The organism is Nonomuraea sp. GTA35 (assembly GCF_041950525.1).
GTDB lineage: Bacteria > Actinomycetota > Actinomycetes > Streptosporangiales > Streptosporangiaceae > Nonomuraea.
This window is the reverse complement of the sequence record NZ_JBGNUV010000008.1, coordinates 19877-35539: the sequence shown is the minus strand read 5'-3', so window position 1 is coordinate 35539 and position 15663 is coordinate 19877. Positions and strand designations below refer to the sequence as shown.

10 protein-coding genes are annotated in these 15663 nt (G+C 68.8%); 5 read left to right on the top strand and 5 right to left on the bottom strand.

All coding sequences use genetic code 11. From position 1 onward, the window contains the following. Nucleotides 1-36: 36 nt before the first annotated feature. Complete coding sequence (locus ACBJ32_RS31950; protein WP_375129883.1) at nt 37-1047, bottom strand: LacI family DNA-binding transcriptional regulator; 1011 nt, start codon at nt 1045-1047, stop codon at nt 37-39. Between the two features lie 208 nt (nt 1048-1255). On the opposite strand from ACBJ32_RS31950, the gene ACBJ32_RS31945 reads away from it, so the two are divergent. From ACBJ32_RS31945 to ACBJ32_RS31930, 4 genes are read left to right on the top strand one after another with little or no spacing between them, the layout of a single operon-like run. Continuing rightward, complete coding sequence (locus ACBJ32_RS31945; RefSeq protein WP_375129882.1) at nt 1256-2569, top strand: ABC transporter substrate-binding protein; 1314 nt, start codon at nt 1256-1258, stop codon at nt 2567-2569. Further along, on the top strand, nt 2569-3507 hold the full coding sequence (locus tag ACBJ32_RS31940) for a carbohydrate ABC transporter permease (RefSeq protein ID WP_375129881.1): 939 nt from the start codon (nt 2569-2571) through the stop codon (nt 3505-3507). Before ACBJ32_RS31945 ends, ACBJ32_RS31940 begins: the two co-directional genes overlap by 1 nt. After that, nucleotides 3491-4372 carry a carbohydrate ABC transporter permease gene (locus ACBJ32_RS31935; RefSeq protein WP_357891643.1) on the top strand — a complete coding sequence of 294 codons (882 nt, stop codon included), beginning with the start codon at nt 3491-3493 and terminating at the stop codon, nt 4370-4372. The genes ACBJ32_RS31940 and ACBJ32_RS31935 overlap by 17 nt, the downstream gene beginning before the upstream one ends. Nucleotides 4373-4407: 35 nt before the next feature. Beyond that, nucleotides 4408-6033 carry a beta-xylosidase gene (locus ACBJ32_RS31930; protein WP_375129880.1) on the top strand — a complete coding sequence of 542 codons (1626 nt, stop codon included), beginning with the start codon at nt 4408-4410 and terminating at the stop codon, nt 6031-6033. A 90-nt stretch (nt 6034-6123) separates the two neighbouring features. Here the strand turns inward: ACBJ32_RS31930 and ACBJ32_RS31925 are convergent, their stop codons facing one another. From ACBJ32_RS31925 to ACBJ32_RS31915, 3 genes are all read right to left on the bottom strand, one after another. Then, nucleotides 6124-7365, bottom strand: a complete 1242-nt coding sequence (locus ACBJ32_RS31925) for a cellulose binding domain-containing protein (RefSeq protein ID WP_375129879.1) — start codon at nt 7363-7365, stop codon at nt 6124-6126. 85 nt (nt 7366-7450) lie between these two features. After that, nucleotides 7451-8833, bottom strand: a complete 1383-nt coding sequence (locus ACBJ32_RS31920) for a glycoside hydrolase family 43 protein (RefSeq protein ID WP_375129878.1) — start codon at nt 8831-8833, stop codon at nt 7451-7453. A gap of 95 nt (nt 8834-8928) precedes the next feature. Further along, a complete protein-coding gene (locus tag ACBJ32_RS31915; RefSeq protein WP_375129877.1) occupies nt 8929-10257 on the bottom strand; it encodes a PHB depolymerase family esterase in 1329 nt (442 codons plus the stop codon). Between the two features lie 528 nt (nt 10258-10785). Between ACBJ32_RS31915 and ACBJ32_RS31910 the strand changes: the two genes are divergently transcribed. After that, complete coding sequence (locus tag ACBJ32_RS31910) at nt 10786-12240, top strand: endo-1,4-beta-xylanase (RefSeq protein ID WP_375129876.1); 1455 nt, start codon at nt 10786-10788, stop codon at nt 12238-12240. Nucleotides 12241-12365: 125 nt separating this feature from the next. On the opposite strand, the gene ACBJ32_RS31905 is transcribed toward ACBJ32_RS31910, so the two are convergent. Then, nucleotides 12366-15212, bottom strand: coding sequence for a glycoside hydrolase N-terminal domain-containing protein (locus ACBJ32_RS31905; RefSeq protein WP_375129875.1), 2847 nt, complete (start codon nt 15210-15212; stop codon nt 12366-12368). Nucleotides 15213-15663 lie beyond the last annotated feature (451 nt).

Sequence of the window (15663 nt, the reverse complement as noted above, 5' to 3'; positions counted from 1 at the left end):
CGGATACCGCTGCCGAGATGGGCGTTCGCAGGACGATCAGGATGACGGGGCGGGGCCTGTCGAGTCGCGGACGCTGAGGGTCGTCGCCAGTTGCAGGTGCTGCGAGGCGGGCTGGACACCGTCCGCCATGCCGAGGACGGTCTCGACGGCCATCCGGCCCATGCCGACGAGAGGCTGCCGGACGGACGTGAGCCGGGGCGTGGTCCACTCGGTCTGCGGCGTGTCGTCGAACCCGGTGACCGACAGCTCGCCCGGGACCGGGATGCCGAGCTCCTTGGCCGCGGCCAGGACCCCGACGGCGATCTCGTCGTTGCCCGCCACGATCGCGGTCGGCCGCTCGTCGAGCGAGAGCAGGTCACGGCCGTGCCGCTGCCCCGCCTCGACGGAGAACGCCTCGTGACGGATCAGCGCGCGGTCCGGCGCGAGACCGGCCGAGTCGAGCGCGGCCTGGTAGCCGTGGAAACGCTCCAGCGAGGGGGCGGAGCCCAGCGGCCCGCCGATCCAGCCGATCCTGCGGTGGCCGAACTTGATGACGTGCTCGGTCGCCGACCGCCCGCCCGCCCAGTTGGTGGAGCCGATGCTGACCACCCGTGATTCGGTCGTGTCGATGGGGTCGATCGTCACGACCGGCACCTCGAGATCCTCCGCGGCGAGCAGCACCGAGTCGGGCACGGCGACGGCCAGCGCGATGATGCCGACGACCCCGGACGCCTTCTCCTCCTCCATCCAGGCGCGGGCCGCCGTACGGCTCGTGCTGATCGGCTCCTCGGGCGGCAGGCGCAGCAGGAGCTCGGCCCGGGCCGAGGTCGCGGCCACGAGGATGCCCTGGAGCACCGTTCCGGCGTAACGGGACTCCACGATGTCGAGCACGGTGACGAGGGTGCGGTCGCGGGTCTGCTCGTGTCGCACCGCCGTCGGCTTGTAACCGATCTCGGCCATGACCCCGAGGACCAGCTCGCGCGTCTTCGCCCCCACATCGCTGCGCCCGTTGAGGACCTTCGAGGCTGTCGTCGGTGAGACGCCGGCCAGCCGGGCGACATCCGCCAAGGTGGCTCGCTCGGAACGACCTCGCCGTCTCATCAGGGCTCCCTTCGGGGCTACGAAATTATTTCGAAACCTACCACGAACCCTCCTCTCCGGCCTTTCCCGCTCGTCCACCCGTTGACACGGAACAGAAACGGCACCTAATGTCCTCGCAACAACGAACAAGTTGCGAAATATTTTCGTAACCAGCTCAGGACGAGAGGAGAGGCCCATGCGGCTCTCCCAGAAGGTCAGGCTTCTTGCCGGGGCGCTCGTGCCGCTGCTCGCGCTGACCGCCTGCTCGGGCAGCGGCAGCGGCAGCGGCGGCTCAGCCGGCGGTGACGAGCAGGTGAAGGTCACGGTGTGGAGCTGGGACGGCACCGTCGAACGGGCCGTTCCCGGCTTCCAGGCAGCCAACCCGAACATCAAGGTCGAGGTCGTCAACGCGGGCTCGTCCCAGGACGAGTACAAGGCGCTCGACAACGCCATCCAGGCCGGTTCCGGCGTGCCCGACCTCGTGATGTTCGAGTACTTCGCGGTGCCCTACTTCGCCGTTCCCGGCAAGCTCGCCGACCTCGCGGAGTTCGGCGTGGACCGGCTCAGGAACGACTACGTCCCGGCCGCGTGGAGCGACGTGACGGTCAACGGCAAGGTCTACGCGCTGCCCTCCGACTACGGCCCGTCAGCGATGTTCTACAACGCGGCCACGCTCAAGAAGGCCGGCATCGCAGAACCCCCGGCCACCTGGGACGAGTACTACGAGGCCGCCAAGAAGATCCGCGCACTCGGCGACGGCTACTACATCGCTCAGGACACGGGCGACATCTTCTTCCTGCTCTCGCTCATCTGGCAGGCCGGCGGCCGTCCGTTCAAGGTGGACGGCACCAGGGTGCACATCGACTTCTCCGACCCCGGCACGACCAGGGCCGTGGCCTTCTGGCAGAAGATGCTGGACGAGGGCCTGGTCAACACCAAGATCACGGGCTGGTCCGACGACTGGAACCGGGCGCTCAACGACGGCACGCTCGCCACCCAGACCATGGGCGGCTGGCTGACCTCCACGCTGCCCGAGCGCGCCCCGGAGGCCGCCGGCGACTTCAGGGTCGCGCTGATGCCGCAGTGGCAGCAAGGTGACAAGGTCGGAGCGGCGAACGGCGGCAGCTCCTTCGGCATCCCCGCCGCGGCCGAGCACAAGGAAGCGGCCTTCAAGTTCCTCGAGTACTTCGCGCACGGCGGCGGTCTGGCGACCCGCGTCGATGCGGGCGCCTTCGTGCCGAACACGTCAGTGCTGGAGAACAAGGAGTTCCAGAGCAAGGCCAACAAGTACTTCGGCGACCAGAAGACCGGAGTCGTGCTGGCCGAGGCCACGGAGATCGTCGGGAGCGGCTGGCAGTACCCGCCGTTCTTCGAGTGGGCGCGCTCGATCTACGGCGACCTCGCATCGCCGTTCTACACGAGCGGCAACGGCTCCCTGGCCGAGATCCTCGAACAGTGGCGGCAGCGCTGCATCCAGTACGGCAACGAGCAGGGCTTCCAGGTGGACTGATGGACCAGGCAACCGCTCCGGCCATGGCCGCGCCGGGCGCGAGACGGCATCCGGCGCCGGCACGCAGGCGACGCAAGCCGCAGATCGGACTGGCGTTCATCGCGCCCTTCGCGGCGCTGTTCGCGCTCGTGTTCATCGTGCCCATCCTGTACGCCGCCTACCTCAGCTTCTTCCAGGACAAGCTCGTCGGGGGCAACACGTTCGTCGGATTCGCCAACTACGCCAAGCTGTTCCAGGATCCCCAGTTCTGGGACGGCGTGGCACGCGTCTTCCGGTTCACGCTCGTCCAGGTGCCGATCATGCTGATCCTCTCCATGGCGCTGGCGCTCGCCCTGGACTCCCTGCGCCTGCACGGCGCCAGGTTCCTGCGGGTGACGATCTTCCTCCCCTACGCGGTGCCGGCGATCGTGTCGACGCTCATGTGGGGATTCCTGCTGGGCATCAAGTACGGCCTGTTCGGCAGCCTCAACGAGGCCCTGGGCACGGACCTCGACCCCTTCACCCCCGGCACCACGCTCATCTCCATCGGGGTGATGGTGACGTGGGCGTTCACCGGCTTCAACATGCTCATCTTCTACGCCGCGCTCAAGGCAGTCCCGCGCGAGCTGTACGAGGCGGCCGCGATCGACGGCGCGAACGAGTTCCAGATCGTGCGCGCGATCAAGCTGCCGGCGCTGCGCGGATCGCTGGTCGTCACGGTCATCTTCTCGATCATCGGCACGTTCCAGATGTTCAACGAGCCGCAGATCCTGCCCTCCATGGTGGCCAACAGCGGCGTCACCACCTTCTACACGCCCAACCTGTACGCCTACAACCTGGCCTTCACCGGGTCCCAGCAGGGCTACGCGGCAGCACTCGCGCTGGTCATGGCGGCGATCACGATCGCCGTCGCCTACGCCGTCCAGATCAGGGGGTTGCGCCATGCGTCCGACCGCTAGCCGGCTCCACACGGTGGGCAATCCCGGGAAGAGCACGACGCTCACCGTGATGACGGGCCTGTTCACCCTGTACTGCCTGCTGCCGCTGGTGTGGCTGGTCATCAACGCGACCAAGTCGCAGGCCGACTTCGTGTCGTCGTTCGGGCTCGCTCCCGGCAGCGAGTTCGCCCTGTGGGACAACATCGTGGAGGTGTTCCGCTACCAGGACGGGATCTTCTCCCGGTGGCTGCTCAACACCGTGCTCTACGTCGTCGTGGGTGCGACCGTGTCGACCTTCCTGGCCGCCCTCGGCGGGTACGCGCTGGCGAAGCTCGACTTCACCGGCAAGCGGGTGTTCCTGCTCGTCGTGCTGGGGTCGATCTCGGTCCCCGGCATCGCCCTGGCGATCCCGCAGTTCCTGCTGTTCGCGCAGCTCGGCATGACCGACACCCCGTGGGCGGTGCTCATCCCGTCCTTCATCAACCCGTTCGGGTTGTACCTGATGTGGGTGTTCACCGCCGAAGCCGTGCCGGCCGGGCTGCTGGAGGCCGCGAAGATCGACGGTGCCGGGGAGTTCAGGACCTTCCTCCAGATCGCGCTCCCGCTGCTCGCGCCGGCGAGCGTGACCGTCCTGCTCTTCTCGTTCGTCTCGATCTGGAACAACTACTTCCTGCCGTTGATCATGCTCAAGGACCCCGACTGGTACCCGCTGACCGTCGGCATCAACCAGTGGAACAAGCTGGGCTCGGCGGCCGGGAACGGCGCCCTCGTCCAGAACCTCGTGATCACCTCCGCGCTGCTGACCATCATCCCGTTGATCATCGCGTTCCTCAGCCTGCAGCGGTACTGGCAGTCCGGCCTGTCGCTGGGCGCCGTCAAGGGCTAGTCCCTGTGAAGTCTTTCGTGAAGAGAAGTGAGGCCATGAAGACAGAACCCCGGCTCCGCATCGACGGTGCGCCGTGTGAGGACAGGGTGCTCCCGCACGTCTGGAGCAGGTGCATCGGCGCCGGGCGAGCGAACGAGGCGCTGCGCGCGGACTGGCAACGGCAGTTCGCCGAGGCCGTCGCCACCTTGGGGGTCGAGTACATCCGCTTTCACGGCGTCTTTCACGACGACATGTTCGTGTATCGGGAGAGCTATGGCAGCGGTTTCGGCCCGGACGGGCCCCTTGCCGCGCCCGTGTACACCTTCAGCTACGTCGACAAGGTCTTCGACTTCCTGCTGGACTGCGGCGTCCGTCCCTTCGTGGAGCTGGGCTTCATGCCGCGCGAGCTGGCGACGCAGACGGAGACGGTGTTCTGGTGGGGCGCCCACTGCAGCCCGCCCAAGGACATGGCGCGCTGGGTCGAGCTGGTCACGCGTACGGTCGAGCACTGGGTCGGCCGGTACGGGCTCGACGAGGTGCGGCAGTGGCGCTTCGAGGTGTGGAACGAGCCGAACCTGGTCCCCCACTTCTGGACCGGCACGAAGACCGAGTACTTCGAGCTCTACGAGCGGACCGTCCGGGCGATCAAGAAGATCGATCCCGCGCTGAAGGTGGGCGGCCCCGCGACGAGCGTCTTCGTGCCCGACGACCGCTACAAGGGCGAGAGCGAGGACCGCTCCGCGATGCTCGCGACGGCAGCCGCGACCGACGTGGACGCGCTCGACTGGCGCCCGGTCTGGATCGAGGACTTCATCGCCTGGTGCGCCGAACGCGAGCTCCCGATCGACTTCGTCTCCACCCACCTCTACCCCACCGACTTCGCGTACGGCGCCAACGGGGAGGCCGTGCACATCACCCGCTACGCCGATGCCACGTTCGACGACCTGACCCTGCTGCGCGAGCTCGTGCGCAACAGCGCGTACCCCGAGGCGGAGATCCACATCACCGAGTGGTCGACGTCGCCGTCGGCCCGCGACTTCATCCACGACACGCCGTTCGCGGCGGCCTCCATCACCAGGTCGTACCTGCAGTGCGCCACCCTCGCCGACTCCATCTCCTACTGGACCTTCACGGACGTCTTCGAGGAGGGAGGAGCCGGGATCGGACCGTTCCACGGCGGGTTCGGGCTGGTGAACGAGGGCGGCATCCACAAGCCCACGTTCCACGCGTTCACGATGCTGGGGCGGCTCGGCGACCGGCTGCTCCTCGCGACGCCCGACGGGGTCGTGACCCGGGACAGCCGGACGTCGGCCGTGTCGGCGGTCTTCTACAACTATCCCGAGGACATGGCCATGAAGGGCGTCGGCTCGGCGAACTCGTACCCGGCGGCGCGCGCGCTGGCCGAGGTGGGGCCGTCCCGGCGGATCCGCCACTCGATCGCCGGGCTGGAGCCCGGCACGACGTTCCTCGTGGAGATCGTGGACTGGGAGCACGGCAACGCCGCCGAGGCCTGGTACCTGCTCGGCTCACCGCTCAACCTGTCGAGGGCCGAGAGCCAGTACCTGAGCCGGGTCGCCGACTCGCTCCTCAGGTTCACGCTGACCGTGCCCGGTGACGGGGTGCTCGAACTCGACGTCGAACTCGCGCCCTGGGCGGTGATGTCGCTGCGGCAGCCGGCCTGAGCGCATCACCGCCGCCGGGGGCATCAGAGGCGGGTCCACCGCTGGTTGGCCTGCCCGTTGCAGAAGAAGGTGTTCCAGTCGTTCCCTCCGTCAGGACGCGTCGCAGGTGAGGGCGGGGGTGGCCGGGGTACCGCCGGCGGTGAAGCCGAACGTGGTGGTGCCGTCGGTGCCGATGGAGCCGTTGTAGGCCTCGTTGCGTACGGTCACCCCGGCTCCGGAGCCGGAGCGGACGCCGTTCCACAGGCTGCTGATCGTCTGCCCGCCCGGCCAGGTCCAGCCGACCGTCCAGCCGTTGACGGCGCTGCCGCCGGCGCGGACGGTCACGGTGGACTGGAAACCGCCGGACCAGGAGTTGACGGTCTCCATCGTGGCCGTGCATCCACCGGGGGCGGGGGTCGGCGTCGACGAGCTGCCGAACTGGGAGAAGAACTTCCACACCTCCGCCTTAGTCCAGGTCGTGATGCCGTTGTCGGTGTAGGTTCCGTCCACCGGGGCGGGAGTGTGACCGTTGTCGAACGCGGCCCAGACGACCGGATAACCGGCCCGGCACCCGGAGTAGGTGGTGACGATGTGGCTGCGGCTGCCCGAACCCGGCTCGGGCGGGTTCTGCGCGGTGCAGCCGTTGTTGCGGACGAACCGGTCACGCAGCGCCCGTCCCTGCGCGATGCCGAGCACCGTGTCCCCGATGCCGTGCAGTCCCATGTACGCGACCGGCTGGGTTCCGCCGCTGCACCCGCTGAGCTGCGCGCCGGAGAAGACCGCGACCGCCCGGAAGACCGTCGGCCGCGAGCACGCGAGGGAGAAGCTCATCCCGCCGCCGTAGCTGAAACCGGTGGCGAAGCGCTGCGAGGTGTCGACGCAGAGATCCGCCTCGATGAGCCGGATCAGGTCGTCGACGAAGGTGACGTCCTCACCGTTGCTGTTTGCCCAGCCGTTGTTGAAGCCCTGGGGGGCGACGAAGATCGCGCCGTTGTTCGACAGCTGCCGGAGGCCGTAGAAGGACCAGGGATAGCCGCTGGTCCCGCCGGAGTCGACGTCGGCGGCGGTGCCGCCCCGCCAGTGGAAGCCGAAGATCAACCGGTAGGGGGTGCCGTTGTGGTAGTTGTCGGGCAGCCGGAGGATGAAGGAGCGGTTCTTGCCGCTGGTCTGTATCGACTGCGTACCGCTCCTCAGTGCCGGGGTCTTGCCGCATCCGGCGCTCGTCGCGAGGGCGCCGGCGGGTGCCGCGGCTGTGCCGGTGTCGCTGCTCATCGCCGCCCGGCCCGTGGCCAGTACGAGCAGTGCCGCGACAGCGACCACGATCGTGGTGAGAAGAGAGCCGCGTCCTGACATCACGTAACTCCGATCTTGGTGCGGATGGCGATGCGTCTGGATGGATGAGCCCTGCGCCGCTCCCGTGGTCGGCGGGAGCATCGGCTCAGGACTGCTGGGACGAGGCGTCGTCGGGGGAGAGAGCGCCGGTGCCCGCCGTCGTCCCGGCGTGGAGGGTGGTGCCGGTGAACTGCCACCAGTTCACGTTGAACAGGTAGCCGCCGCCGCCGGTGTACCTGAGGTACAGGTCACGGGTGCCCGTCGCGCCGTTCACCGGGCAGGTGACCGTCGTCCACGTCTGCCAGCCGCCGGTGCCCGGCACGGTGCACGTCCCCGCCGGCATGCCGTTGACCCCGTCCAGGCGGAGCTCGATCCGGCCACCGCTGGTCGCCGAGGCCACCCGCGCGCTGAAGGACGTCGCGCCGGAGCCGAAGGCGACACCCTTGACCTTGATGTAGTCGCCGTTCTCGATCCACCCGACGTTCATGCCGCCCTCGCCGGAGGGTTCGGTCTCCACGCCGGACTCCCAGGCGATCGTCTCGGCCTCCTGGCGGACGTAGGGGTTCAGCGTGCCCACCTGGGGCGCTCCGGTCGTGGTCATGTTGATCGTGGGGATGGTCCCGTCGGCGTTGTAGGTGAACTTCTCGACGGCCACCGAGCGGGTGAAGCCGCCACCGCCCGGCAGGGCGCCGTTGTGGTAGAAGAAGTAGGATCCGCCGTTGAAGTCGATGACGCCGGGGTGGTTGGTGAAGCTGCTGCCCTGCGTCGGCATGACCGTCCCTCGGTAGGTCCAGGGGCCGGTGGGGCCGGGCGCTGTCGAGTAACCGATGAACTCCGAGCAGCATTTCGCGGCGAAGACGTTGTAGTAGAGGCCGTTGCGCTTGTAGACCCAGGGGCCCTCTTCGTACAGAGTGGGCCGGCTCGGGTTGCCGGTGCGGGTGCCGAAGCCCGCGGTGGTGAGCGGGATCTGGGTGGGGCTGCCGGAGTACGAGATCATGTCGGCGTTGAGCCTGACGTACCAGAGGTTGGGGTTGCCCCAGTACAGGTAGGCCTGGCCGTTGTCGTCGATGAAGACCGAGGGGTCGATCTCCCCGTTCCTGACGAGGGGGCGGCCGATGGCGTCCGTGAAGGGCCCGGTGGGGCTGTTGGAGACCCCGACGCCGATGGCCATCTGGCCGCTCGCCCGGTCCTTCACCGGGACGTACCAGTAGAACTTGCCGTTCCGGTGGACGGCCTGGCCCGCCCACGCGTCCGCGCTCGCCCAGCTGAAGGTGGCCACGCTCATCGGCGAGCCGTGGTCGGTCCAGTTCACCATGTCCGCCGACGACCAGACCCGCCACTCCTTCATGGTGAAGTACGTCGAGCCGTCCTCGTCGTGTCCCGTGTAGAGGTAGACCCGGCCGTTGTGCACCAGTGGAGCGGGGTCCGCGGTGTATATCGTCTGGACTATCGGGTTGTCCGCCCTGGCCGTGCCCGGGATCATCGTCATGACACAGAGCAGCATCATGATCACAAGCCCCCCGCGCCCGGGTGAGGCACCGAACCGAACTTTCATGATCACCTTTCAGGATCCTTAGCGGCGTGTCAGGTGCGGGTCCAGCGCTGGTTGGCGCCGCCGTGGCAGGAGTAGAGCTGGAGCCGGGTGCCGTTGGCGGTGCCCTGGCCCACGGCGTCCAGGCACAGCCCGGACTGCACGCCGGTGATGGTGCCGTCGGCGTTCAGCCGCCATTTCTGGTTGTTGCCGCCGTGGCAGGAGTAGATCTGGATGCCGGCGCCGTTGCCGGTGCCGGCCGCGTCGAGGCATTTGTTGCCGTAGACCCGGAGCTCGCCGGCCGAGGTGGCGGCCCACTGCTGGTTGCCGCCTCCGTTGCAGTCCCACAGCTGCACCGCGGTGCCGTCGGCGGTGGCGGCGCCGGGCACGTCCAGGCAGCGCCCGGAGCCGGCCCCCTTGATCTGGCCGGCGGGCGGTGGAGTCGGCGTCGTGGTGGACGAGCCGCCGTCCAGGCCGAAGAAGCGGATGGCGTGCGCGGCCATCCCCGGCCGCGGCAGATCATGACCGGCTCCGGTGATGGTGTACGCCTCGACCTGCCCGGAACCGAACACCCGCCGGGTCCACCCGGATTGCGGGCTGTCCGTGGAGGTGGGGGTCTGGCTCAGCCCGTGGACGTTCGTCCACTGGTCGACCTCTTCCTGCAGCATCGTGTAGGGCAGCACGGAGTCGGCGGTGCCGTGCCAGGCCATCACGCGCGGCCGGGGCCCGGTGTAGCCGGGGTAGGCGTTCCTCGCCAGGTCGCCCCACTGCTGCGGCGTCTTGTCGCCGCACCCGGCGGGCCCGAGGCAACCGTAGGGGACGCCCGCGAACGGCGCGCCGGCCTTGAACACGTCCGGGTACGTGGCGAGCAGGTTGAGGGTCTCCATCGCGCCGGAGGAGAAGCCGGTGGCGAAGACCCGCTGCGGGTCGCCGTTGTAGCGTTGCAGCACGTGGTTCGCCATGGAGACGATCGACACCGGGTCGCTGCCGCCGCCGTGGCGCAGGGCTTCGTTCGACCACACGTCGAAGCAGTTCGACATGCCGTTGGCGCTTTTGTTCGCCTGCGGGTAGATGACGATGAATCCGTGCCGGTCGGCCAGCGAGGCGAACTCGGTTCCCTGGTGGAAGCCCGGCGCCCAGCCGTTGCAGCCGTGCATCGCCACAAGGACGCCCGGCTGGGACGCCAGCCTGTCGGGGACGTAGAGGTACATCCGCAGGCCGCCGGGGTTGGCCCCGAAGTTCGTCACCTCGGTCAGGACCGCCGCCGACGCCTGCGGCGCGGCCGTGAGGAACAGGGACAGCGCGGTGACCACCGCCGTGATCAGGGCCGCCAGGGCGGCTCCGGCGCCCGCGTGCCTTCGCTGCGATTCGCTTCGCTTCATTGTTCCGCCTCTCCGCTGTTAGCGCTAACAATGGCGCTGGCTGGACGAGATATCCCCGGGCCGGTGTGGAGGTGGTGGCGGGACGGAGCAAATATGAGGCAGAAAGGTACTGTCAAGAGTGCCTTAGCTTGCAGCCGGCCAAAGGAGGCGGCGGCGGGGCGCGCTCACCTCGGATTTTCGGCTCTTGCCGCAGCCGACCAGCGAGAGCCTCGCCGTGAAACTTTCACCACAGCCCTGCCCGCCGACACCGGCCGAAAGTTTCAAGTGCAGCAAGTCGCACCTTGAGCCAGCACAATGGGGACGACCAGCGCCTGGCGCTCCCGAAAGTTTTCACTACATCCTTGACAATTTTCGGCGACATTCCCACACTGAGTGCCCGAGGTGATCTCCCCTACCGGCTCGGTGGTGCTCAGCAGGGAGACCGCCGTCCCCACGCCTGTGGTGTGCGCCCCGCCGGGGCGCGGCGCCGGTCCCCCGGGGGTGTCCCGCACGAACCCTTCCCCCTGATTCGCATACGGAGGCTCAAGCATGCGTGTCAACGCCATGTCCCCACCTACCGCCCGACGGCCGCTCGGCGGACACCGCCGGACGCTGATCGCCGGCGCGCTCGGCGCACTCGGCCTGGTCACGGCACTGGCGACGGCGATTCCGGCCGATGCCGCGGCGAGCACCCTCGGCGCGGCGGCCGCGCAGAGCGGCCGCTACTTCGGCACCGCCATCGCCTCGGGCAGGCTCGGCGACTCCGCCTACACGACGATCGCCAACCGCGAGTTCGACATGATCACGGCCGAGAACGAGATGAAGATCGACGCCACCGAGCCCAACCGGGGGCAGTTCAACTTCACGGCCGGGGACCGGGTCTACAACTGGGCGGTGCAGAACGGCAAGCGGGTGCGCGGGCACACCCTGGCCTGGCACTCCCAGCAGCCGGGCTGGATGCAGCAGCTGTCGGGCAGCTCCCTGCGCCAGGCGATGATCAACCACATCAACGGCGTCATGGGCCACTACAAGGGCAAGATCTACGCCTGGGACGTGGTCAACGAGGCCTACGCCGACGGCAACTCCGGCGGCCGGCGTGACTCCAACCTCCAGCGCACCGGCAACGACTGGATCGAGGTGGCCTTCCGCACCGCGCGCGCCGCCGACCCGGCCGCCAAGCTGTGCTACAACGACTACAACATCGACAACTGGAGCTGGGCCAAGACGCAGGGCGTCTACAACATGGTCAGGGACTTCAAGGCCCGCGGCGTGCCGATCGACTGCGTGGGCCTGCAGTCGCACTTCAACAGCAACAGCCCCTACAACAGCAACTACCGCACGACCATCCAGAGCTTCGCCGCGCTGGGGGTCGACGTGCAGATCACCGAGCTGGACATCCAGGGCGGCTCGGCCACCACGTACGCCAACGTCGTCAACGACTGCCTGGCGGTGCCGCGCTGTACCGGCATCACGGTCTGGGGCGTTCGTGACAGCGACTCCTGGCTCGGCGCAGGCGCCGCCCCGCTGCTCTTCGACGGCAACGGCAACAAGAAGCCCGCCTACACCGCGGTGCTCAACGCGCTCAACGGCGGCACCACGACACCGACGCCCGGCGGCGACGAGGGCCAGATCAGGAGCACGGCCGCCGACCGCTGCGTGGACGTGCCCAACGCCGGCACCGCCGACGGCACCGGGGTGCAGCTGTGGGACTGCAACGGCCAGTCCAACCAGCAGTGGGCCCAGACCTCGGCCGGGGAGCTGAGGGTGTACGGCAACAAGTGCCTGGACGCCGGGGGCACAGGCAACGGCGCCAAGGTCCAGATCTACTCCTGCTGGGGTGGCGACAACCAGAAGTGGCGCGTCAACTCCGACGGCACGATCGTGGGCGTGCAGTCCGGGCTGTGCCTCGACGCCGTCGGCGGCGGCACCGGCAACGGCACGGGGCTGCAGCTCTACAGCTGCTGGGGCGGCAGCAACCAGAAGTGGACCTACAACCCCGCGTAGCCTCACAGCGCCAGGACGGAATCGGCGCGGCCGGTGACCGGGCTCAGCGACAGGAGCCCGGTCACCGGTCGTGGTCGCCGTGCGGCCATGCCGCCGCCCGCCGAGCGGGTCGGGCGGCCCGGCGGTCACACGCCGGTGATCGTCCATTGGTTGTTGGTGCTGCTGTTCGGCGTCCACAAGGCGACGGTGGAGCCGGCGGTGCCGCTGCCCATGCCGTCCAGGGCGGTGCCGGTGCCCCGATTGATGATCTGGTGGCGGCCGTTGCCCGTGCTGTTGAGGCGCCACTGCTGGTTGGCGCCGCCGTTCCAGGCCGACTGCCGGGCGTTGGCGCCGTTGGCGGTGTTGCCCCAGCTGTCGATGACCATGGCGTTGGTGCGGTTGACGATGCGGTACCAGCCGCCGCCCAGGTCCACGAGCTGCCACTGCAGGTTGGTGCTGCCGTCCCAGTTCCACTGCTTGAGGTTCGACCCGGAGGCGACGTTCCCGCCGCTGTCCAGCACCAGGCCGGTGGTCGCGTTGGCGATCCGCACGTAGCTCGCCGGCGCGGGGCCGGACCCGGTCATGCGGTACGTACGACCGGCTTGGCCGGTCAGCCTGATGACGTCGTCCTCTGGTTCGGCGACGGTGACCGTATCGCCGGTCGTGGTGTCGACCACCTGGTAGGTTCCGGCGAACATCCGGCTGCGCACGTTGACTGTCCCGTCACGGTCGAACCTGATGAGGATCTCGGTGGCCCCGCCGGAGCTCCACGTCGCGTCCACGGTGTGGCCGCCGCGTCCCCGAAGGCCCTGCACCTTGCCGTTCGGCCAGGCCGGCGGCAGTGCCGGCAGCACGTGCAGCTCGCCGTTGTGGCTCTGCAGCAACATCTCGGCGATGCCGGACGTCGCGCCGAAGTTGCCGTCGATCTGGAACGGCGGGTGCAGATCGAACATGTTCGGCGCCAGGCGGGCCGTCGTCACCAGGAGGCGGAGCAGCGCGTGCGCCCGGCTGCCTTCCTCCATCCGCGCCCAGTAGTTGATCTTCCAGGCGAGTGACCAGCCGGTCCCGTCGTCACCGCGTAGTTCCAGGGTGCGCCGCGCGGCGGTGTAGAGCGCCGGGGTGCCCCGCTTGCTGATCTGGTTGCTGGGGTGCAGGCCGTAGAGGTGGGAGATGTGCCGATGGCTGGGCTCGGTCTCGACCCAGTCGTACAGCCACTCCTGGATGTTGCCGCGCGAGCCGATCTTCATCGGCGGGAGCCGGTCCCGGGCGGCCAGGACCCGCGCCCGGAAGTCGGCGTCGACGCCGAGCGCCTGGGAAGCCTGGGCGCAGCCGTTGAACAGGTCCCGCAGGATCTGGTTGTCCATGGTGGGGCCGGCGCAGACGCTGGCATCCGCGTGGTGGGCGAGTTCCGGAGAGTTCGACGGGTTGGTGACCAGATAGCCGAGGGTCGGTTCCGGTACGAGGGTCTCGAGGAAGAACTGCGCGGCGCCCTTCATCGCGGGGTAGTGCCGCCGGAGGAACTCCAGGTCGCCGGTGAAGCTGTAGTGGTCCCAGACGAGGGTGGCCAGCCAGGCGCCACCGGTCTGCCACATGCCCCAGAACGCGCCGTCCACGACCGACGTCCCCCGCCACGCGTCGGTGTTGTGATGGGTCACCCACCCGCCGGCGTTGTACTGGACGCGTGCCGTCCGGGCGCCGCTGACCGCGAGCTCGTCGATCATCGCGAACACCGGCTCGTAGCACTCGGACAGGTTCGTCGTGTCGGCCGGCCAGTAGTTCATCGGCAGATTCGCGTTGATGGTGTATTTGGAGTCCCAGGCCGGCGCGAGCGAATCGTTCCAGATGCCTTGCAGGTTGGCCGGCTGGGTGCCCGGCCGAGAGGAGGAGATCAGCAGGTACCGGCCGTACTGGAACAGCAGCGCGGAGAACTGCGGGTCGTCGGTGTTCGCGTGCTGAGCGATCCGCACGTCGGTGGGCTGGTCGGCCGCCGCGGTGCGGCCGAGGTCGAGCGTCGTGCGCCCGAAGAGCCGCTGGTAGTCGGCGACGTGCCGGGCGCGCAGGTCGTCGTGGCTCCTGCCGGTGGCGGCGTCGAGATGGCGTCGCGCGATGCCCTGGTAGTCGCCGCCGACGTCGCGGAAGTTGCGGTAACTGGAGCCGATGGAGACCAGCACCGTCACGCTGTTGGCGGCCCTGACCTGCAGGGTGCCGCCGGAGCTGCTGACGCTGCCGCCGTCGGCGACGGCCCGGGCCAGTGCCAGGAACCGGACGGACCCGGCCACTCCTTCCATGTCGCCCGAGATGCCGTCGAGCGCGACCGTGGTTGCGTCGGGGCTGGAGCGGGTCGTCCGCTGCGGGCTGCCGAACGTCGCGGAGAACGTGATCGAGCCCGGCCTGTCGGCGGTCAGGCGGATGGCGATCACCTGGTCGGGCGCGCTCGCGAACACCTCGCGCCGGTACCGGACGCCGTTCTGCGTGTAGGACACGACCGTGGTGGCGGTGGTCAGATCGAGGTGGCGGTTGTACTCCGCGACCCCGGCGGCGCTGCCGAAGCCGAGCCGCAGGTCCCCGACGGTCTGGTAGGCCAGCTGTCCCACCGGGCTTCCGCGCAGGTTCCGGTCGATCAGGGTCTGGGCTTGGCCCCACTGGTTCTGGAAGACCAGTTGCCGGATCTGGCCCAGCGCCGCCGCCCCTGCGGGGTTGCTCTGGTCGTACGGTCCGCCGGCCCAGACGGTGTCCTCGTTGAGCTGCAACCGCTCGGTGTCGACGTTGCCGAACACCATGGCGCCCAGGCGGCCGTTGCCGATCGGGAGCGCTCGCAGCCAGTCGGTGCCGGCGCTCTCGTCGTACCACAGGGCCAGATCGTTCGCGGCGCTCACCTCCCGGGGAGGCGCCGAGGCGGCCCGGGCGGCGGCCGTCCATCCCAGCGGCAACATCGCGGCTCCGGCCCCCGCCGCGCCGAACCTGATCGCTTGCCTTCGCGATAAATCAGCCATCTCGACTCTCGCTCCCCTGCAGGGTGTTGTGGTCCGTCCGTCAGCCGGCCGGTACGGATGCGCCGGTACCGGCACGCTTCGTCGGGAGCGCTTCCGCCGGGCCACTGACCACGCACTGGTCTCCGGGCAGCGGAAGGTGCTCGTGAACGTCGTCGTCTCGTTCTGTCGGGGTGAGCACAGACGCGTTCGGTGGGTGTTCTCCGCCGCGTCACGGACCGCGGATCTCTGCAGGAAGGTAAAGCCCTGACTGCGGCCCGTCAACCATGCTCGGACAGAAACTTAACCCCTCATCCGTCGCAAATTACCCCATTGCCATCTGGTAACTTCTGTGAAACTTTCACAAGCACGAGCAGTGCGGCGTGATCTCCGTGGAGACGAAACTCCAGGCGGGGAGGCGTTCCGACGGCAACGTCCGAGCCGGCGAGGGGTGCCCCTCGTTGACGCCGGACCG

Bases quoted from the DNA above. Each gene is read 5' to 3' on its own strand.
- ACBJ32_RS31945 (WP_375129882.1), top strand. From the start codon at position 1,256: ATGCGGCTCTCCCAGAAGGTCAGGCTTCTTGCCGGGGCGCTCGTGCCG.
- ACBJ32_RS31940 (WP_375129881.1), top strand. From the start codon at position 2,569: ATGGACCAGGCAACCGCTCCGGCCATGGCCGCGCCGGGCGCGAGACGG.
- ACBJ32_RS31935 (WP_357891643.1), top strand. From the start codon at position 3,491: ATGCGTCCGACCGCTAGCCGGCTCCACACGGTGGGCAATCCCGGGAAG.
- ACBJ32_RS31930 (WP_375129880.1), top strand. From the start codon at position 4,408: ATGAAGACAGAACCCCGGCTCCGCATCGACGGTGCGCCGTGTGAGGAC.
- ACBJ32_RS31925 (WP_375129879.1), bottom strand. From the start codon at position 7,365: ATGTCAGGACGCGGCTCTCTTCTCACCACGATCGTGGTCGCTGTCGCG.
- ACBJ32_RS31920 (WP_375129878.1), bottom strand. From the start codon at position 8,833: ATGACGATGATCCCGGGCACGGCCAGGGCGGACAACCCGATAGTCCAG.
- ACBJ32_RS31915 (WP_375129877.1), bottom strand. From the start codon at position 10,257: ATGAAGCGAAGCGAATCGCAGCGAAGGCACGCGGGCGCCGGAGCCGCC.
- ACBJ32_RS31910 (WP_375129876.1), top strand. From the start codon at position 10,786: ATGCGTGTCAACGCCATGTCCCCACCTACCGCCCGACGGCCGCTCGGC.
- ACBJ32_RS31905 (WP_375129875.1), bottom strand. From the start codon at position 15,212: ATGGCTGATTTATCGCGAAGGCAAGCGATCAGGTTCGGCGCGGCGGGG.